The organism is Candidatus Endomicrobiellum cubanum (genome assembly GCF_031278955.1).
GTDB classification, from domain to species: domain Bacteria; phylum Elusimicrobiota; class Endomicrobiia; order Endomicrobiales; family Endomicrobiaceae; genus Endomicrobiellum; species Endomicrobiellum cubanum.
This window is the reverse complement of sequence record NZ_JAITJM010000070.1, coordinates 1-20,888: the sequence shown is the minus strand read 5'-3', so window position 1 is coordinate 20,888 and position 20,888 is coordinate 1. Positions and strand designations below refer to the sequence as shown.

Genomic DNA, 20,888 nt, shown 5'->3' with positions numbered 1-20,888 from the left:
CTATGCTCCTAACAATTTAGTAAGCAATTGTGTTTCAAGAAAAAAAAATTTGTCTATCAATATGCTGGGTTGTGGAAGAAATACTGTTAAAAATGACCCTAAAGATAAAAAAGGTCCAAAAGCTATATAATCTTTTCTGGTTATTCTTTTTATTATTATTAGAATAAAACCTACTATACTTGCTAAAACAGCTGCTATAAAAATCGCAAACAAAATTCTCTGACAACCTATAAAAGCCCCTACCCCTGCCATTAATTTTACATCACCAAAACCTATAACTTCTTTTTTATAAATTAAGTCTCCTAAAAAGCTAACTACAAATAAAGAACCTGCTCCAACAAGTATGCCCTGTAATGAGTGTACAAATCTAAAAAAAATATTTTCCCCTAAAGATACATTAAAAAAACTAAAAATGACACCAAAAATGACCATAAGAATAGGGAAAACTGCAGGAATTATCTTATGGAAATAATCTACGACCGAAACTGAAATTAAAGAGTAAACAAAAAAAGCAAATAAAAAGAAAGAAATTGAAAAAGAATATTTATAAAATAATAATAATAAAGAAAATGCTGTAATAAATTTAACTAGAAAAGTTTTATATATTGTACTTCCTGCTTTATACCCTAAATAATAAGAGAAAATTATACCTATAAGAAAACCAGAACTCATTTGGGTCTCTCTAAAAACCCTAATACATATAATTGCTGTGAATTTTTCGACAAAGCAAGGCAAAAAACGTAAGGTTTATTGTGTGACAAATACAAGTTTTTTAACGCAGCAGTATCTAAAATTGCACAGTAAGAATATATTTTAGACAGACCCATTTATAAGTTGCCCCTATCACCATAAGAACAATTAACCCAAATTTGCCCTTGATGCTTACCAGTAGAATCGTTAAAATCATCAACCTTATAAGCCCAGCCTCCAACATCTACATTATTTTCTAAATCTTTCACATGTATAATATTTGATTTCTTATGTCCAGGAATATATACATAAGGAATTTCCCTTATGTAACCTTTTTCAACTAATTCTTTTGCAATATTAGCATCTGGATATTTACCACCGTTGTCACTATAATATAACGATATCGCGCTTCTTAAAGAAGCAAGGCCTTTTTTGGTAGCAATAGCTTCTGATTTTCTTAAAATATTTGAAAATTTTGGAACGCTAAGAAATAAAGTTATTGCTATTACTAAAATCGCTAATAATATTTCTAGTGTCATAATAATGCTATTTCGTATATTCATTGTTGATGTGTTTAGGAAATTTTTCCTCTAGTTTTTCTGCAACACACTTTGGGACAAGCCCAGACATATTCCCACCAAGCATTGCAACCTCTTTTATCATACTAGAAGATAAAAAAGTATAAGATTGATCTGGAATTAGAAAAATCGTTTCTATTTTTTTGTTTAAAGTTCTGTTCATCAAAGTCATTTGAAACTCATATTCAAAATCGGAAATCGCCCTTAAACCTCTTATTAAAACAAAAGAATTGATCTGTTCTAGGTAATCTGCTAGAAGCCCTGAAAATGATACAACTTTAACATTTTCTAAATTTTTTGTAGATTCTTGTACTAATTCTAATCTTTCATTAAGAGAAAAAGAATGTTTTTTATTACAATTATCAGTTACAGCTATTAGGATTTTAGAAAAAAGCTTAGACGCTCTTGTTATAATATCTAAATGTCCATTTGTAAGTGGATCAAAACTACCGGGATAAACTGCAAAAATTTCTTTACTCATAATATAAGTTTTATATCAATTTTCAAGCTATTTTGTCAAAAAATTATCACCACTGTTTATCTACGGGTCTGTCTAAAAACAACATGAGGATTTTGATAAATTGACTCTTTTCTAAAAATACCCCCATTTTGTACCAGCATCTTTATAAATGCTTATCATACTTATATCTAAAATTATCCATTTTTCACCTCTAAGGTTAAATCGAAGTATCTAATGTTTTAGTTAGATTATATCCACGCACTTTTACCCATTTCTCTATCACTGCATTAAAAAACGAACTTGCTTCCTTATCATCTACTGTTTCAAGAACATACAGTTTAGCTTTTGATTTTGAAATAATATGAAGATCTGCATATCCAATAATTTCTACGCCCTTATACAATAAAAAATGTTCATGGTTTAGACTATCCAATTCTCCATCAATTAAATCTACACTTTCTAATCTATTAAAATATTTTTTTCGAAACTCTTTTGCTGTATTCCATTCTGCTTCAGTAGTACATTTTAGAACTCTCAATCTATTATATCCCATATCTCTTATGATTTTATTTATGAAACCACTTTTTCTTAATGTATAAACCGGAAATGATAATTTACCAACCTTTTGCTGTGCAACTTCATCTTGCAAGATTTTCATTTTGACAGCCGCATATTCATCACATACTCTCGGATGAGTTCTCAGATAATCACGAAAACGAAGATTTAACTCAATTTCTGGATGATTTTTATCAAGGAATAGGTGCAGATTTACATCAGTATTTCCCCTTTTAGCAAACCCATATTTTAAAGGTATATTCCATTCGCCTTTGTAAAAATAGTTTACTTTTTCTAAATTTTGTATAGTTTTTCCTTCATCTTTTGCCACAGCAACAATATCAATTTTAGGTTTTGCAGCTAATCCTGGAACGGAAGTCGACCCAACATGATAAACCATGACACAGTTATCACCAAGTGCAGCATGAATTATTCTTTTTTCATTTTCAAACATCGCTGGCCAATTTGGATTGTATGGAACTACTTCTATACGCATTTTGGATTGTAATTTTTCAGTAATCATACTCTTAGATATTTTCCTCTTTAATTTGCTGTTATCGTAATAAATTATACTTTAAAATTATTGACAAGTCTTCTATAAATTTATACAGTTACTTATCTTTGAGGGGAAATGAAAAAAATAATTTTTAATTTTATATTATTTTTAAATTTTATACCATTATACGCAAATAATATTACAGTTTTATCGCTTAAGCAATGCGAAGATAGTGCGCTAAAAAAATCTCCTATAATTAAAGCATTGCAATATAATGTTCAATCTGCACAACAAAATCTAAAATCTAAAAATCAATCTTTATATCCTACTTTAACATTAAACGCAATGGGCAATTATACTGCAGTTTTACCATATTTATCCATAATGGGATTTAATGAAACTTTTGGCGATTATTGGGGTTATTCTGTAGGACCAACGCTCGATTACATATTATTTGACAATAGAGCAAGAAACAATAGTTATAAAAGTATTCAAAACTTATGTGAATCTAAATTACAAGATCTAGAATATGAAAAGAAAAACATTATTATGTCTGTGCGTCTTCAATATTTTCAAATTCAAGCTGCATTAGAAAAGATATATATATTGGACAAACGTTTAAAATTAGCCCAAAAACAATATAAAGATATATCAATAAACTATAAATCTGGAGCCAAAAGCGAACTGGATTTAATAATGGCAAATAAACAGGTTTTAACAGCTAAAAATCAAATAGAACTTGCCCGTAAAAATCTTTCTAAATATTTAAGAGAATTATTTGAACTTACACAAGATGATTTTAATGTAGATCCTTCATACCCTATAGACTACAGACTAAATGAAAAACAATATACCAATAACTCAAGCTGCATACTTAAAATAGACGACGTAAATGATTCATTGAATCAGTTTTTAGTTTATGAAAAGTATATTTTTGACGAATCAAGCCCGCAACTAGTGTCTTTAGAAAAAATAGCGCAATATTATTTTAATGTTTCAAAAAGTTATAAGTCGCAGAAATATCCATTTATAAAATTGCAAAGCGGCGGGTACTATCAATACCCTAACGGCCCAGTGAAAGAACAAATCCTACAAGGCACAGCTAACTTACTTCTATCAATGCCTATATTTGAATCTTCAAACAAGACAGCTTTAACAAAAGCAAACCAACTAACAAGCAAGGCGACAGAAGAACAAAAAAAGGGACTTATAACAACTTTAAAAAAAGATTTCTACAATGCAAAAGATCGACTCTATATAATAGACATTCAACAAAATATAAACACTGAAATTGTTGAAGAGAGTCAAAAAATTTCAGATTTAATATACATCTCTTATAAATTAGGCCAAGTAACGTTTTTAGAAGTGCAAACAGCAAATCTTGGGTTATCGCAAAGTAGAATAGAACTAATAGATTTAAAAATAGAAAAATTAGTTAATCTAGCCATAATTGCTGGACTTGGAAAAGAATAGAGGTTTATATGAAAAGAATCATCATAATATTATGTATTTTAATTTTAATTTTGATTTTACTATCTGTATCGCTAATATTTTTTAGACATCAAAATTTTGTTTATAGCGGCACAGTAGAAGCAATAGAAATAGATATAACTCCAAAAATAACTGACAACATAATAAAATTTTATGTAAAGGAAGGAGATAAAGTAACAAAAGGACAGATACTAGCCATATTAGATGGCAAAGATATTTTAAATTCTTATAATTATGCAAAAACAGAATTTGAAAGAGCGTCTGAAATTTATAAACGCAACGCAACGTCAAAAGAAAACTATGATGCAAAAAAATACAAATATGACGATGCTACAATAAAAAAAGATTGGTTGACTCTTAAAAGTCCAATAGACGGAAAAGTATTATACAAGTATTATAACGAAGGAGAAATGGCAATATCTGGCAAAAAAGTTCTTACATTGGCCAACTTAAAAGAAATAGATGTATGGATATATATACCACATAACACAATAACTTCCATAAACATTAACAATAAAGTTACTGGTTATCTTCCAGAAATAAATAAAAATTTTACTGGATACATATATGTAATTAATGATGAAGCAGAATTTACTCCAAAAAACGTACAGACAAGAAGTGAAAGAGAACGATTGGTTTATGGAGTAAAAATACGCTTTAATAATGATGAAAAGTTAACTTTAAAACCTGGAATGACCCTAGAAGTTAAATTTTAATTATATGAATAATTGCATTTCTATTAGCGTAAATGATGTAACAAAAACCCTCTCTTCTACAAAAGCATTGAATAATGTCACAGTTTCATTTGAAGATTCTCTCATACACAGCATTATAGGGCCAAATGGCGCTGGAAAAACTACACTTATTCGTATTCTTGCAGGCTTGCTTAAAACGGACAATGGCAGTATAAATTATACGCTAGGAAAGAAAAAGTTAAGTACTGTAAAAGATTATTTAGGATATTTCCCTCAAGAACCAAGCCTTTATCCAGACTTAAGTTGTCAAGAACATTTAGAGTTTTTTAAAGAGTTATACAAAATAAACAACAGAGACTTTCAAGAACGTTGTCAACAACTATACAAGGCAACCAATATGGCTCAATTTAAAGAAAGAAAAGCAGGTTCTCTTTCAGGTGGTATGTACAAAAAACTAGGGCTCATGTGTGTTTTGCTTAATAGGCCAAAACTTTTGTTACTTGATGAGCCCACTATAGGAGTAGATCCTTTAAGTCGTAGAGAACTGTGGGACCTTATTTACACTTTTGCTAAAAACAATATGACTATTATTATGTCCACTTCTTATATGGATGAAGCTGAACAGGCAAATAAAATACATATTTTAAATGAAGGAAGTCTTTTAGCAAGTGATAATCCTTTAGGCATCATGGAAAAATACCATATAAACAAAATAGAAGACCTGTTTTAAAAAAAGGACAATTCTAATACATGAATCTGCCTATAATAGAAGTAAAAAATTTAACCATAGCTTTCGGCAATTTTAAAGCAGTTGATGATATCTCTTTTAGTGTAAACAAAGGCGAAATTTTTGGATTTCTAGGAGCAAACGGTGCCGGGAAAACTACCACCATAAGAACTCTTTGTGGTATATTAACCCCAACTTCAGGAAAAATCCATGTATATGGCAAAGATGTATCAAATAGCACACATTTAATTAAAAATAATATTGGTTACATGTCACAAAAATTTACTCTTTACAAAGACTTATCTATTAAAGAAAATTTAGAATTTGCAGGCGCTCTTTACAATATGAGTGACAAAAAAATGAAAGAAGAAACTCAAAAACTTTTTAATTTTATAGATTTTAAAGGAGATGAAAATACAATAGTAAATAATCTTCCACTTGGAATCAAACAGATGCTATCCTTATGTGCAGCTATGCTTCATAACTCAGATTTAATATTTTTAGATGAGCCCACTGCAGGAGTTGCTCCGAAAATAAGATTAAAATTTTGGCAACTTATAAAAAAACTAGCGATAAATGGCAAAACTATTTTTATCACTACGCATTATATGGATGAAGCTGAATATTCCGACAGAGTAGTTCTTATGCAAACTGGGAAAATTGTTGCCATTGGAACGCCTAAAGAATTAAAAAAACAATTTTTTAAAACTGCCTTGTACAAGATCACTCCAAAAAATGGAAACTTCGCTTTACTAAAAGAAAAAATTAAATCCGTTAACTTCGCAAGTAATATCAATTATTATGGCAATAGTATAAAGTTTTCAGTAGATGACTTTGAAGAATGTCAACGTTTTTTTGATAAAGAAAAGAATTTTATAGATTATAAAATAGTTCAACCTAGTCTTGAAGACGTATTTATAAAGGCAATTTCAAGAAAATGATATCTAAGACAATTGTAAAAGCAATCGTATTTAAAGAATATAAACACATAACGCGCGATCCTTTTACTATGATTATGGCGTTAGTAGTTCCTTTAATATTAGTTTTATTTTTTGGATTTATTGTAGATTTAGATTACAAGCATATAAAAGTAAGCATCCAAGACAATGATAATTCTCAAATGTCTAGAAGATTTATTGATATATTTAAATCTTGTCCATATTTTGAAATTAATAAGATAAATTCTATGTTAGAAATAGAAGATAGACTTCTTAAGAATAATACACCGGCAATATTAATAATTAAGGAAGACTTTGCTAAAAATATTGTAAAAGGAAATAGTGGAAAAGTACAACTTCTGCTAGACGGTTCTGATAATGCAAAAACTGGAATATTAAGCAGCTATCTTTCAGGTATTGCATTAAACGCTAACGCAATCTATGCAAAGAAATTAAATATGCAAATAGAAAGTCCCGAACAATTTATAAGAACGCACTTTTTGTTTAACACTGAACTTAATAGCAGATGGTTTATAGTTCCTGGATTGAGCACAATAATTATAGGCCTTATAGCGATAATTTTGATGTCATTGACTATAGCTAAAGAATGGGAAAACGGCTCTATGGAACTTTTGCTTTCAACCCCTGTCAAACCCATAGAAGTAGTAATAGGAAAAATTATTCCATACTTTGTTTTAAACATGTTAAGTATTCTAACGATATTTATTATTTCATTACTCATTTTTAAGATCCCTTTTGAAGGGAATTTTTTTATTTATATCTTTGCCTGCGTTATTTATGTTATTGGAGCCTTGTCACTAGGAACATTTATATCCGTAGTTACGCGGCAACAACAAGCAGCTGTACAGTTTGCTTTTGCAATAGGTTTATTACCATCATTTTTATTTTCAGGTTTTATATTTTCTATAGAAAATATGCCTGCGTTATTTAGATATTTTACAGCTGTTTTCCCTCAACGTTGGTTCATGGAAATAAGTAGAACTTTATTTTTAAGCAAAGTAAATTTTAAAGCTTTGACAGTTCCATTTTTAGCTATTATTGTATTTGCAATTCTTATGATAATGCTTGCCAGTATTAAATTAAAAACAGATCTGGAACCTTAATATGAAGACAAGAATATTAAAAGGCTTTATTAAAAAAGAATTAATACAAATTTTTAGAGATAAAAAAATGATAGCTGCATTATTTTTTTTACCTGTTTTACAAACTATAATGTTTGGATTTGCTTTAAAAAATGAAGTGAAAAATATAAAGTTTACAATTTTTGCTAAACCTTCTGATTATATTGCAAGGAAAATACAAAAAAAAGCAATATCTAGCGGATATTTTAAATACATAGACAATATTAATTCCATGGATTTTTCTAATGTAGAAAAAACGATAACTTCTAAAAAAGTGGAAGCTGTCCTTGTAGCACCTAAAGAAAATTTTGCTAACGCAATAGACAAAGGCAAACCTATACAACTTCTAATAGATGCGACAAATGCTGCAAGAGCAAGGCAAATAGAAGTTTACATTAAAGCAATAACATTGGATGTAATTAGAGGATATAAACAAAATTCTAACGCAAACAATTTTATTACATTAGACACTAGGATTCTTTATAACCACACATTAGACACCGCTTCTTTTATGATCCCTGCTATTACAGTAATGTCTACATTTATCGTAGCAATGTTAATATGTTGTATGTCAATAACAAAAGAAAAAGAACAAGGAACTATCGAGAAACTTATTTCCTCGCCTGTAACATCATTAGAAATTATCTTAGGAAAAACATTGCCTTATGCAATTATAGGAGTACTCATAATATGTTTTATCATATTTATCGGAACGCTTATATTTAATGTACCTTTAAGAGGTTATTTTTGGCAAATCCTTATTACTGGAATTTTATTTATTTGGACCGCACTAAGCTTAGCCATAATTGTCTCTATAGCGGCAAAGAGTCAACAGCAAGCAATGATAGGTTGTTTTATTATTTTGCTTCCTTCAATACTCTTATCAGGTATTCTTTTTCCAGTGGAAAATATTTCTAGCAGCATACGCTGGATATGTTATTTAAATCCAATTATGTACGCTGCAAGCAACTTACGCAACATTATGCTTAAAGGAAACGATTTATTATTATTTTGGCAGTATTGTTGCGCACTTTTTTTGATAGCTTTAACTATATCTATGTTCAGTATTAAAAAATTTAAATCCACATTAAATTAATTTGAAGAAGAGATTCTTCGCTCGGTTTCAAAACCCAACGCAAAGCCAAATCGTCGGCTTTGCTACTTATCTCTAAATCAAAACATCAAGTAATCTTTTTTTCGTCATAAGCAAACCGTCATTTACTTAATTGGGAGAGTCTACACGATTATATATCAACAAGACTTATAAAAAGAACTATGTGTTTTTGGATGAAATACAAAACGTACAGGATTTTCAGAAAGCGGTTGATAGTTTACATTTGAAGAAAAATGTTGATCTTTATATAACCGGCTCAAATGCTTATCTACTTTCGGGAGAGCTTGCCACACTGATTTCTGGTAGATATGTTAAAATAAAAAAGAATATGTTTCGGTATTAGAAGACAAAACGAATTTACCTGAAAAATTTAACGCTTATTTGCACAATAGAATGATTATTTGGATTCTCTTTATAATACAGTTATTCTAAAAGATGTTATACAAAAGAAAAAATGTATAGTCAACATCGGATATAACATTTTCAATAAAAGTTCTTTGCTGAATTTTAATAAGGGTTAGTTTTAATTTTGGGAAGTTTAAAAAAGTCGCACTATTTGCTTATTCCGAGTATCCGCAAGTTAACTGTTTTAGATTTGTAATTCTCCATCAGATATCCTTTATACGCTAAAAGATTTTTCTTGTTTATATCGTCGCCTAAAGTTTTGCGTATTGTTCTGATGCCCGATAGTATGTCTCTATCGTGTTTTTGGAAAGATTGCTCTGCTCTTTTTTTTATAATCTCCTGTCATTTTATAATCTCCCATTTAGGTTTTTTTCTGCTTGCAGAATTTCTGATAAGATTTTCTCTTCTCATTTTTGTAAGCAAATCGTTTATAAACGCGTCCTTGTTTTTGTTTAAGTTTTGAGTTTGAATTTCTGGTTCAAGCAACTTATCTATTTGTTCCCTTGCCAAAAATCCGTTTTTATTGATGTTTATAATTATAATATCAGAAAGATATTTTATAAATTGTTTTTTTGTTAAAACTTGATTTGGCACGTTATCTTTTTCACTTTTTGCCACGTTAGCATAAAAATAGTCAACCCAATTTTGATAAACATCTTGCGCGCTTTGACAAGTGCCGATTAAAAACCCGGACTCTTTATTAAACTCGGTAAGTCCTCTGTAATAATACTGCTTATGCGTCTTATCAAAAATTATAAAAGGCATTATATTGTTCTTCAAACATTCCTTAAACATTATAAGCCGACCTACCCTTCCATTGCCGTCCTGAAACGGATGAATGTATTCAAAGTCTTTATGAAATTTAACAATATCTTCAAGTTTAATTTTATTGATTCTATTGTATTGAGATAAAAGTTTTGCCATCTCTTTTATAACAAATTTAGGCTCTGTTGTTTCTCTTCCGGCTACTTCGTTGCGATATTTTTTATACTCCCCTACAGGATAGCCTTTTTTATCGTCGCCGGCGTCATTTTTTAATATTTTATGAAAAGTTTTAATTTGCTCCTGTGAAAGTTTAACATCTGCAATGTCAAGCAAATAATCAAAAGCCTTAAAGTGATTAACCGTTTCAATTATATCGTTAACAAGAACGGCGTCGTTGTCTTTAAATCCTATGGTATTTGTTTCAAAAATAAAGCGAGTTTGCTCTTCAGTCAGAGTTGAGCCTTCAATGCGGTTGGAATTGTAAGCGAGTGCGATTTGCGTCTTATGATAAAGCCCGCCTTTAAGCACATTTCTTTTCTCATTTCTTAAATTTGCAAGAATATTGATTTCTTTCATAAATATATACTATATTATTTTTCATAATAAATCAACTTTTTCATAATAAATTTCATAAAACTTTTCTAACACTTGATTTAGCTGAAAATAGCCAGACAGGAAAGTATTCACTATAGCTGCCTCAAGAAAGTATTAAGTCTTGCCTATCTATCACCGAAAATAATAAAAGCTCTCCTAAATGGAACACAGTCAAGATACCTAACTGTAGGGGAATTATTTGAATGTAATATGTCGGAATGGGAAAAACAAGAAGCTTTCTTAGGAATCAAATAACACAGTAACTACACCCAAAAAAGGCAGGCAGAGAAAATATCGCTATTGTCTTATATTTTTGCCCCAAAAAGTCGGAAAATAAATTCTCTAAAGTAGATACACAAAAAACACAACGGTATTGAGGTTTCTAATACCTCTTCTCTTCTAAAACCAATTCTCCAACGGAAACACTAAGGAACGGAGAGGGAGGGATTTGAACCCTCGATACGGTTTCCCGTATATTAGTTTTCGAGACTAACTCCTTAAACCAACTCGGACACCTCTCCAATTCCAATAGAATATCCCTAAAAACCTTTACAGTAAACGTTAATATTTATCATAACCCTGATGGGAAATTGTCTTGCCAAGGATAAAACATTTCTTCAGGATCATCGTAGTCAAAATTTTGCTTTGATTTGCTAAACGGCATATTGATTTTTAAATCAAACATCTCAATTTTCCAATATATATCATTTTTCCCTACATCTTTACCTAAAAGTATACCGAAATTATAACAATGCAAATCTCTATAAATTAATAATCTATGGGTATCGCAGCTAAAATATTTTAAATCAAGAGTTGCGGAAGTTGTCATTCTATAATCTATACGCCATTTAGGAGTAATCCAAAAAGCAAATCCTAAAATATTATTTATTCGATTATTTTTATAAGCCATTGATTTGTCATTATAATGTTGATATACAAGAGTATGCTTAAACTTTGACTTTTTAAAATGGCCTATATTGGTATCCAGCTTAAAAGATTCAAATTGAAACGGCTCTATATAATGTCTTTCGATTATACTCACTACCATATTATATTTTGGTGTCCACATAATTTCTGTATTAAGAGGGGACCACCATTTTTTATTTAAAATAGTCCTATTATATTTAAAATCATAATTAATAGAATTTGTTATAGTTGTGCGATCTCCAACAAACATACAATTAATTAAAGCAACTTTATTATCTTCAATACCATAATCATTTTGTTCTTTGTCCAGTTTAAAACTATTCGGTTGCATTCTTGCCATATAAAAATATTTAGCTTTTAAATCAATCCAGCTTGTCAGTCTATACCTAGTATCTAAAGATGCTCCATATTTGGTATAAAATGAATTGTTATAATTTTCAAGTTCATCTATATCATACCAATTTTCTGCTAAGTCTAGAGATGGTCTTAATATAAGTCTCTTAGATACCTTAAAATCTCTAGTTACACTATATTTAGCAAGAGCTTCATTTCTATAAAAATATTTATCAGCCCTATGTTTACTATACTTATGATTAAATTCAAAATATCGACTGTACACAATGTTCCAAAAAATTTTTCTAGGAACAAAGCTCCACTTTAAAGATGGTAATTCTATTAAGGATGGCTCATATTTTGATGCTGATTTATTATATCTAACATCATATCCTGCCTTCAATAATAAATTTGACCCTGAAGTTTGTCTTGTTGCTGTAAAATAAGATTGTGTCCAATTTTCAATACCGGTCACGTTATTTCGGTTATAAATCTCGTTAAAAGTTCTAGAATTTTTTAAATTTGCTTGAGAGCGAATTATCCAATTCTTATTTAGTCTTTGGAAATAATTTTGTTTAATTTCCCATTTTTCTTTGTTATCTATAAGATCTTTAATGGTATATAAATGTAAATCTGCACTTATAGTACTGTTAACATAATTAAAATTGCCGCCATAACCATTGCCACGTCTTCCATGATAATCATATAAAAACTCTCCAAAAGAGTTTTCACTTAAAGAACATCCTATGGCCGTCTCTAACGTATAACCAGATACATATTCATAACCTGGGATCAATTTAATTCTTAAATTTGAACCAAATCCACGATCTCCCTTAAGAGATTTTGTAACTATTGGAAGGTAAAAAACAGGCACTTTGCCAACATAAAATATAGCATTATAAATAGTTATTCTTTTATCTAAAACTAATTTGCCTTTTTTAGATCTAAAATGTGTGTGCGGCTCTTCTAAATCACAATTAGAAAGCTTTATACCTCTGACTTCAAAAGTTTTTTTACCTTTACCGTCCATTTCTTTTGCACGCATAAATATAAAAGAAGAGGAGGAAAATACCTGTTTTAAATCTCCAGTCTCTTCATCATACTTATATGAAATACTATCAGCAACAAGTGTAGTTCCAGTTTCTTTAACTTGAACATGTCCAGCAGCATTAAGAATTTTTTTATCTATTAAAAATTCAATATGGTCAGCATAAACCTTTTTCCCTTGCCAACCCACAATAACATTTCCATCAGCGGTTACTAAAGACTTACTTTCAAGATATTCTAAGTTGTCTGCAGAAATATCAACGTCACTACAAAAGGCTAAGCATGAAAAATATGTTAATGTAAAAAATACTAAAATAGAATTTTTAAATATAAATTTAAACATTTGTTATTGTCTTGAAAGCAGCGCAGCGCCAACAACCCCGAGGTTAGAAGCATATTTGGACACAACAATTTTGCAGGCTTTTGTCGCAGATTTAAATGCTCTGGTTTTAATTTCAAGCAAAATATACTTCATAAAATATTCTTTTGCATGACTAATTCCGCCACACAAAACTATTGTATCTGGATTTGAAAAATTTATAATAATTGAAAGAAAAACACCTAACTTTTGACCAACTATTTTCCAAATTTCCTTTGCTACCCTATCTCCACTTTTTGCAGCTTGAGTCAATAATTGTGGAGTTATCAACTTATAATTTTTATTTGTAAGTTTATCTATCATTTTAGAATTGTTATCCTTTAAATAATCTTGCACAAATTCTGACAAGTGTCTTGCACCAACAAAAGTTTCTATACATCCTCTGTTTCCACAGTTACATTTTTTCCCATACGCATCAATTGTAACATGCCCTAGTTCACCTGCAGTACCACTAACACCTCTATAAAGTTTTTTATCAAATATAAGCCCGCCACCAACACCAGTACCAAGAGTTATACATACTAAATCTATAGATTTGCCTTTTCCTTCAAGCCAAAAAGCTCCAATAGCGGCTATATTTGCATCATTATCCACATAAACTTTTTTTCGAGTCAATTTTGTCAATATTTCTTTTACTTTAACATTTTTCCACTTTTTCAAATTCGGAGAAAAACGTACTATTCCTGTTTCAAAACAAACATCACCTGCAATACCTACACCTACATTTTTTATCTTAGAATAACTTTTAAACTTTTTTGCAACATCAATTATATCTTTTAACACATTTATAGGTTTAGCATTAACATTAGTATCAATAATAGACTCTTCAAATATAACGCCTTTAGGATCAACTGTAGCTACCTTGATACGAGTACCACCAATATCTATACCTAAACATAAATTCTTAGGCATTATGCGTATTCTCCTGATATGTATTTATCTTACTTAAGTCTCTCTAAAATTATTGTATGTTAGCAAGTATTTCACCTGCAAGATAAAGAGAACCTACACATATTACAATTCTCTTATCTCTTGTAACATTTAATGCATTTTTAACAGAATCAACAGTACAAATATTACTCTTATCAATGTACTTCAAAAATTCTTCTTTTAAAATGTCAGCACTTACTGCCCTACTATTATTTACTTTCGGTAATACAATTTCTTTTACAAAAGGAGCGATCTTTTTAACCATAAACTTATAATTCTTTTCTTTCATAGCAGCAAAGATAAATACTTTCTTACTTCTTGCAAAACCTAATTGCTTATAAGTATTTAAAAAAGCTTTTAAGCCTTCTTCGTTATGAGCACCATCTAGAACAACTTTAAAACTTCTATCGCTTATAGTTACTTTTTTTATTTCAAACCTGGCAGGCCAGGAAACACTTTGTAAACCATTCTTGATATTTCTAGAATTTATTTTTTTAAATCCATTTTTTAATAGAAATTCTAATGCACAAACAGCGACACAAGCATTAACAATCTGATGTTTGCCTAAAAGTTTTTCTTGCAAACCTTTTAAATATAAAGACTTACTAACATAGTCAAACTTTTGACATCTTAAATTCACTTTACTATTTGAAGCTCTAAAATCTTTTTGGTACAACTTGATAGTGTTATTTTTTGATTTATTTTTTATAACATCTATAGCCGTTTTCTGCAACTTACCACAAACAACTACTGATCCCTTTTTTATTATTCCTGATTTTTCAAAAGCTATTTTGGAAACTGTCTTTCCTAGTATATCTTGATGATCTTTTGAAATAGATGTTATAATACAAACTAGAGGATTTTTTATTATATTTGTAGCATCCAACCTACCACCTAGCCCAGTTTCAATTACTGCAATATCAACTTTTTGCTTTTCAAAATATATAAATGATAAAGCAGTCAAATATTCAAAATAGGAAAGCTTACAATCTAAAGCTTTTTTCAAATACTTTTGTGAATACCCCTGAAGCACATTTTGGTTTATATTTTTACCATTAATTTTAATTCTTTCTTCAATGTCCACTAAGTGAGGAGAAGTATATAAACCTGTTTTATACCCACTAAATTTTAAAACTTCCGCTATAAAAGATGCGCACGAACCCTTACCATTAGTACCTGCAATATGCAAAATTTTAATTTTATCTTGAGGATTTTTAAATATACTTAGAAATCTCTTTATTCTTAAAAGACCAGAAGTCATCCCTTCATATTCTTTTAGTTTTTCAAAAAAGTTCATTTTTGAGCAAAAAACTTTAAAAGTTTAGTAAGTGTGTCTCTCATATTTTTTCGTTCTACAACTATGTCAACCATCCCATGTTTTTCTAAAAATTCAGACAACTGAAATCCTTCCGGAAGTTGTTGCCTTATTGTTTGCTCTATAACTCTAGGACCAGCAAAACCAATCAATGCCTTCGGTTCTGCAATATTAATATCTCCTAGCATTGCAAAACTAGCTGCCACTCCTCCTGTTGTAGGGTCTGCTAAAACAGAAATATATGCTAATCCTGCTTCTGAAAGCTTTGCAATAGCTGCGCTAGTTTTTCCCATCTGCATTAGAGAAATTATACCCTCTTGCATCCTGGCTCCACCGGAAGAAGAAATAATAATCACAGGATACTTCTTCTTTATAGCTTTTTCTATAGCTTTTACTATCTTTTCACCCACCACAGAGCCCATACTGCCACCCATAAATGAAAAGTCCATAACAGCAATAATAACATTATACCCGCCAATTTTTGCTTCACCTGTCACAACAGCATCGTTGATATCTGTTTTTTTTATCTTTTCTTCATATCCAGGAAAACTTAAGAAATCAACAGACCTTAAATTGCTATTCATCTCTTTAAAAATACCTTCATCCACTGTGATTTCTATTCTTTTTCTTGCGTCAAGCCTTGAATAGTATCCACATTTTGGGCATATCATCAAATTTTCTTCTAGATCTTTTTGTAAAAGAATTTGGTCACATTTTTTACATTTAGTCCATATACCCGCAAGGATTCCCCTTTTTTGAGAAATTTCTTTTGCTTGCTTTTCAATATCCATTATTTCTCCCATAACATTCTTACCAAGTATCTTATTCTATACCTTCTCTAATCAAATCGCCCTGATCTAAAATACCTAAAGGTTCATTATTTTGATTCACAACAGGAATGTTATCTATATTATGACTTTTTAAGATTCTTGCAGCATCAACTGCCATAGTCTCAGGAGTTACAACTAAAGGATTTTTAGTCATAACTGAAGATATTCCTTTCTTTAATAGTTTATCGTCATTTTGCAAATGTCTGCGCAAATCTCCATCTGTAAAAAAACCAATAAGCCTCCCTTTATTATCCACAACACTTGTAGCTCCAACTCTTGTACCTGTCATAACAAGTAAAGACGCGCCTACCGTAGAATTATGTTTAACTACTGGATTTTGTTTCCCATTCTTCATCAAATCCTTTACTTGCATAGTAAGTTTTCTCCCTATTGCGCCCAAAGGATGGAGCATAGCTAAATGCTCTTTTTTAAACTTTTTGAGGTTTGAAACTGTAAGAGATAGGGCATCCCCCATTGCAAGCATAGCCGTCGTAGAAGCTGTAGGAGCAAGATTATATGGACAAGCTTCCTTTTCTACACTACAATCAATAACACAATCACAATTTTGCCAAAGTTGAGCTTTGGGTTTCCCGGTCATTGCGATTGTTTTAACACCTATCTTTTTTATAACAGGCAAAACTCTTTTTATCTCTTCAGTTTCTCCAGAATAAGAAAGAAGTATCGCAACATCGTTTTTCATCAACACACCTAAATCACCGTGAAGACCTTCTGCAGGATGTAAAAATATAGAAGGTATACCAACAGATGACATTGTTGCAGAAATTTTTCTCCCTATAAGTCCAGATTTACCAAGACCTATTATTACAACATGCCCTTTACAATCTTTTATCATTAAAATAGATTTTTTGAAATTTGAGTCTAAGTGTTTTGTTTGTGCCATTACTGTTTTAGCTTCTAATTTTAATGTCTCTTTTGCTATCTTAAAATTATCCATTTCTCCCTCAAAATCCATGAGATGTTTTAACAAAAACACTCATTTTATCGTAGTCTTTCCTCTTAGCTAATCTTTCTATTAAAGAATCTGAATCAAACCCATAAGGATTCACGTTCTTTACAAAATTCTTAATCTCATCAAGTTGAGTCATTACGTCTACATCTACAAATATAGGGACTTTTAAGTCTATCGCCTTTAAAACAATATCATAACTGTCTTTAGAAGACTGCCCATTTATGCAATCTACGCTTAAAACAAAATAATCTGCAATATCCTTATAAGAAGCGAGAGCTAAAATATCACTTTCTTGATTGATTTTAAAATATTTAAAAATTTTTATATTTTGAGTTTCTTTAATAGATTTGCAAATTTCAGATGAAATTTCTTCATTAAACTGAACATTTTTGATAGAATATTTTTTTATTATTCTTAAAATATCCTTTTGCTTATTCCTACCAAAAACAGCAACGCAATTAATAAAAGGAGGAAGTTTTGAAGTTATGTCTAAAAAAAGTTTTTCAGAAACTTTTTTAGGAGACTCTTTAATAAAACTAAAACTTAAAAAATCTGCTCCCAAATTTGTAGCATTTAAGGCGTCGTTGTAGTTTGTAAGCCCTGAAACTTTAACTTTAGCCATCACAATTACCCTTTTAATATATAGTAAACACCAATAAATCAACGCATTAATAACGTTATTAGTTTAGCAAAATTCTTCAATTAAATGAATATTCTTTATTATGCTTTAATTTTTGTGGCTGATGGGCAAATTTTGTTTAATGGACAAATAACATGGTTTGGGTTTCTTGCTTTGCAAATAGTTCTTCCTAAGCTTTGTATATAAAAAGAAAAATTTATCCAATATTTTTTAGGCACAACTTTCATTAAATCATTTTCTATTTTTACAGGATCAACATTTGTTGTAAGTTTAAGCAAGTTTGTAATTCTTATAACATGAGTATCAACAGCAATTCCTTCACATTTACTATAAGCACTTCCTAAAACAACGTTTGCAGTTTTTCGCGCTACTCCAGGCAATTTTATAAGTTGATGCATACTATCAGGAACAATCCTGCCATATAAATCTCTTATCAAATTTGCGGACTTAACAATATTTTTTGCTTTATTTCTAAAAAACCCGGCAGATTTGATATCTTTTGCAAACGATGAAATATTTGCATCTGCATAATCATCTAATGTCTTATATTTATTAAAAAGTTCTCCTGTTATTTTATTAACGCGCTCATCTGTACATTGAGCAGACAAGATTACAGCTACAAGCAACTCAAGTGGATTAGAAAAGTTAAGAGCACATTTTAACTTAACGCCAAAATGTTTTTTTAAAATATTTATTATTCCTAATACGTAATTCTTTTTATTATTAATCATTCACAATTTTTAATATTTCTTTATGAATTTTTAAACTATTAGACGCAAGCATTGTACTTTTAAACAAACAATCTTTATCTCCAGAATAATCAGAGACTATCCCCCCTGCTTCTTTAACTAATAAAATTCCCGCAGCAATATCCCACGCTTTTAAGTCTTGTTCCCAAAAAAACTCAAAACGACCACAAGCCACATAGGCTAAATCTAAAGCCGCAGAACCTAATCTTCTAACACCTTGAGCTTTAACTATTACTCTTTCAAAATTCTTTAGTATTTTATTATTATCCTTTTTTATTGAGTAAGGAAATCCAGTAACACCTAAAGCCCTTATATTGTCCTTTATACTAGAAACTTTAATTTTTTTACTATTAAGCCAAGCACCCTTACCTTTTTCCGCGATGAAAACCTCATTCATAAGAGGAGAATATACAACACCTGTAATAATTTCATTTTTGTACTTTAAACCAATGGATACTGCAAACATAGGAAGACTATGCACAAAGTTTACTGTACCATCAAGAGGGTCTATAATCCAACAATACTCTTTATCTACTTCATTAACACCATCTTCTTCAGCCAAAATGCCATGTTCAGGAAAAGTATCTTTTATAATCTTGATTATCGCTTTTTGGGAACCTTTGTCCGCTTGAGTAACAGGATCAATCTCACTTTTATATTCAATATTTAGTTTTCCATTGTAATGTTTAAGTAAAACCTCTGCTCCTTTTTGTGCTGCAGTTAAAGCCACGTTTGTAAAAGAAGAAAATTTCATACTTGCCACCTATTTTTTTAGAGTATACATGCCAGGATTTATTTTTTCATCATTATCACTCAGTTTTTCAATCGTATTTCTATCCGTGAAATAAAAAGATAAATTTTTATTATTGTTTAAAACAAAAGAAGCTAAATCCGAATTTGGATACCATTTTCCAGAAGATTCAAAAGTTTTTCCATTAAGACTTAGATAAGTTTGCTTCAGATAAAATGTATAATCAGACTTTAAATTAAGCTCAACTGACATAATATTTTCAGTATTTGAAATAGGAAACGTGCCTTTGTAAACACCAGTATAATTTTTTAGCATATCTGATATATCTACCGGAGACTTTACATTTCTATTGCCAAAAGGAAGTACTGTGATTTCTTTGTTAGCATCTATAAAACATGCATTTATAATAATTTTAGGTTTTTGTACTTTGAAAATATATACATTTGAGACAAAATATCCTAAATCTACTACCTCTTTTTGGCTAACTTCATAATCTATATATATATCATTATTCAATGTGCAAATACGTTTAATAGATATTATATTAAAATCTTTAGAAGGCTTCATTGCAATAATTATTACTATCTCATCGTTAAAATTAGGCGTCACGACAGAATCAGACATTGTTTTTGTAATACCTGTAATTTTTTTTAATTTATTTAAAGTTCCTATTGTAAAAAAATTAATTTCAGGGGAAAGTTTTACATTGCTTTTAAGAAAATATCCATTAAGAGCACTGAATGGCAAATCTTCTGCTTGTTCCAAATTAATAACATTTGACCGAACCTCTTGTACCACTTTTTGTGGTACACTTTCCTGTTTGCGAATTGATACGCAGCTAGTAATAGTACACAAAAAAAATACTGACAGAATAACAACTTTTTTCATAAATCCTCTCACTAGAAGAGTATACACCTACCTGTAAAGTATAACATTTTGAAATATAAAAATGAATAAATATTAATTACATGTTAACTACATTATGGCCTAACTTGACCGGAAATATATAAAATAGTAGTTTAAAATAGCTATTTAGACTAGTACCTACCTTGCCCATTTTAAGGAAAAAAAGGGGAAATTTATTCATAAAAAGGAGGAATGGGGTAACCCAAAGAGTTAGTTTTATATAAAAACATCTAATTTTTGTTTTTTCTAAAAAAGAAGAAGAGAATATTATTTTACATAATATACATTAATTATGTAAAATAATATTCTAAAAAGATGTTTAGATATAAAGTCAGGTCTTATTTGAACTTATAAATACTCAGTGTTAAAATAAGCACCAAATATATGAAGGAGGACTCAAAATGTGTTTTATCCGTAAAACAAAGTTTATGTACCTCTTACTGCTTTTCTTCTCTTCCTTT

20 protein-coding genes, 1 tRNA gene and 1 pseudogene are annotated in these 20,888 nt (G+C 29.9%); 7 read left to right on the top strand and 15 right to left on the bottom strand.

Annotated features, from left to right (window positions below; translation table 11 throughout):
• The 4 genes from LBD57_RS06525 to LBD57_RS06510 form a co-directional block, all read right to left on the bottom strand.
• Positions 1–672: an A24 family peptidase gene (locus tag LBD57_RS06525; protein WP_373470529.1), complete on the bottom strand. Its 672-nt coding sequence runs from the start codon at positions 670–672 to the stop codon at positions 1–3.
• A gap of 155 nt (positions 673–827) precedes the next feature.
• Positions 828–1,229: a hypothetical protein gene (locus tag LBD57_RS06520; RefSeq protein ID WP_373470528.1), complete on the bottom strand. Its 402-nt coding sequence runs from the start codon at positions 1,227–1,229 to the stop codon at positions 828–830.
• 7 nt (positions 1,230–1,236) lie between these two features.
• Positions 1,237–1,749: a pantetheine-phosphate adenylyltransferase gene (gene coaD / locus LBD57_RS06515; protein WP_373470527.1), complete on the bottom strand. Its 513-nt coding sequence runs from the start codon at positions 1,747–1,749 to the stop codon at positions 1,237–1,239.
• A 196-nt stretch (positions 1,750–1,945) separates the two neighbouring features.
• Complete coding sequence (locus LBD57_RS06510; protein ID WP_373470526.1) at positions 1,946–2,779, bottom strand: GrpB family protein; 834 nt, start codon at positions 2,777–2,779, stop codon at positions 1,946–1,948.
• 135 nt (positions 2,780–2,914) lie between these two features.
• On the opposite strand from LBD57_RS06510, the gene LBD57_RS06505 reads away from it, so the two are divergent.
• The 7 genes and pseudogenes from LBD57_RS06505 to LBD57_RS06475 form a co-directional block, all read left to right on the top strand.
• On the top strand, positions 2,915–4,252 hold the full coding sequence (locus tag LBD57_RS06505) for a TolC family protein (RefSeq protein WP_373470525.1): 1,338 nt from the start codon (positions 2,915–2,917) through the stop codon (positions 4,250–4,252).
• A gap of 8 nt (positions 4,253–4,260) precedes the next feature.
• Entirely contained in the window at positions 4,261–4,986 is a 726-nt protein-coding gene (locus LBD57_RS06500) for an efflux RND transporter periplasmic adaptor subunit (protein ID WP_373470524.1), read from the top strand.
• A gap of 4 nt (positions 4,987–4,990) precedes the next feature.
• A complete protein-coding gene (locus tag LBD57_RS06495; RefSeq protein WP_373470523.1) occupies positions 4,991–5,695 on the top strand; it encodes an ABC transporter ATP-binding protein in 705 nt (234 codons plus the stop codon).
• A gap of 20 nt (positions 5,696–5,715) precedes the next feature.
• A complete protein-coding gene (locus LBD57_RS06490) occupies positions 5,716–6,633 on the top strand; it encodes an ATP-binding cassette domain-containing protein (protein ID WP_373470522.1) in 918 nt (305 codons plus the stop codon).
• Positions 6,630–7,754, top strand: a complete 1,125-nt coding sequence (locus LBD57_RS06485; protein WP_373470521.1) for an ABC transporter permease — start codon at positions 6,630–6,632, stop codon at positions 7,752–7,754. The genes LBD57_RS06490 and LBD57_RS06485 overlap by 4 nt, the downstream gene beginning before the upstream one ends.
• A 1-nt stretch (position 7,755) precedes the next feature.
• A complete protein-coding gene (locus LBD57_RS06480) occupies positions 7,756–8,868 on the top strand; it encodes an ABC transporter permease (RefSeq protein WP_373470520.1) in 1,113 nt (370 codons plus the stop codon).
• Between the two features lie 172 nt (positions 8,869–9,040).
• Positions 9,041–9,205: pseudogene (locus LBD57_RS06475) on the top strand (AAA family ATPase); the annotation flags it as partial.
• Positions 9,206–9,633: 428 nt separating this feature from the next.
• Here the strand turns inward: LBD57_RS06475 and LBD57_RS06470 are convergent.
• From LBD57_RS06470 to LBD57_RS06420, 11 genes are all read right to left on the bottom strand, one after another.
• On the bottom strand, positions 9,634–10,632 hold the full coding sequence (locus LBD57_RS06470; protein ID WP_373470519.1) for a Fic family protein: 999 nt from the start codon (positions 10,630–10,632) through the stop codon (positions 9,634–9,636).
• Positions 10,633–11,083: 451 nt separating this feature from the next.
• Positions 11,084–11,171: transfer RNA gene (locus LBD57_RS06465), tRNA-Ser, on the bottom strand.
• A gap of 50 nt (positions 11,172–11,221) precedes the next feature.
• Complete coding sequence (locus LBD57_RS06460) at positions 11,222–13,300, bottom strand: hypothetical protein (protein WP_373470518.1); 2,079 nt, start codon at positions 13,298–13,300, stop codon at positions 11,222–11,224.
• A 3-nt stretch (positions 13,301–13,303) separates the two neighbouring features.
• A complete protein-coding gene (locus tag LBD57_RS06455; RefSeq protein WP_373470517.1) occupies positions 13,304–14,248 on the bottom strand; it encodes an ROK family protein in 945 nt (314 codons plus the stop codon).
• A 49-nt stretch (positions 14,249–14,297) separates the two neighbouring features.
• Positions 14,298–15,563 (bottom strand): folylpolyglutamate synthase/dihydrofolate synthase family protein, encoded by a 1,266-nt coding sequence (locus LBD57_RS06450; RefSeq protein WP_373470516.1) that lies wholly within the window; start codon positions 15,561–15,563, stop codon positions 14,298–14,300.
• Positions 15,560–16,372, bottom strand: coding sequence for an acetyl-CoA carboxylase, carboxyltransferase subunit beta (gene accD / locus LBD57_RS06445; RefSeq protein WP_373470515.1), 813 nt, complete (start codon positions 16,370–16,372; stop codon positions 15,560–15,562). The genes LBD57_RS06450 and accD overlap by 4 nt, the downstream gene beginning before the upstream one ends.
• A 31-nt stretch (positions 16,373–16,403) precedes the next feature.
• Complete coding sequence (locus tag LBD57_RS06440) at positions 16,404–17,366, bottom strand: SIS domain-containing protein (RefSeq protein WP_373470514.1); 963 nt, start codon at positions 17,364–17,366, stop codon at positions 16,404–16,406.
• Positions 17,367–17,373: 7 nt separating this feature from the next.
• Positions 17,374–18,003: a hypothetical protein gene (locus LBD57_RS06435; protein ID WP_373470513.1), complete on the bottom strand. Its 630-nt coding sequence runs from the start codon at positions 18,001–18,003 to the stop codon at positions 17,374–17,376.
• A gap of 98 nt (positions 18,004–18,101) precedes the next feature.
• Entirely contained in the window at positions 18,102–18,752 is a 651-nt protein-coding gene (gene nth, locus LBD57_RS06430; RefSeq protein ID WP_373470512.1) for an endonuclease III, read from the bottom strand.
• Positions 18,745–19,524: an inositol monophosphatase family protein gene (locus tag LBD57_RS06425; protein WP_373470511.1), complete on the bottom strand. Its 780-nt coding sequence runs from the start codon at positions 19,522–19,524 to the stop codon at positions 18,745–18,747. The genes nth and LBD57_RS06425 overlap by 8 nt, the downstream gene beginning before the upstream one ends.
• A gap of 9 nt (positions 19,525–19,533) precedes the next feature.
• On the bottom strand, positions 19,534–20,409 hold the full coding sequence (locus tag LBD57_RS06420) for a copper resistance protein NlpE N-terminal domain-containing protein (RefSeq protein ID WP_373470510.1): 876 nt from the start codon (positions 20,407–20,409) through the stop codon (positions 19,534–19,536).
• Positions 20,410–20,888: the final 479 nt, after the last annotated feature.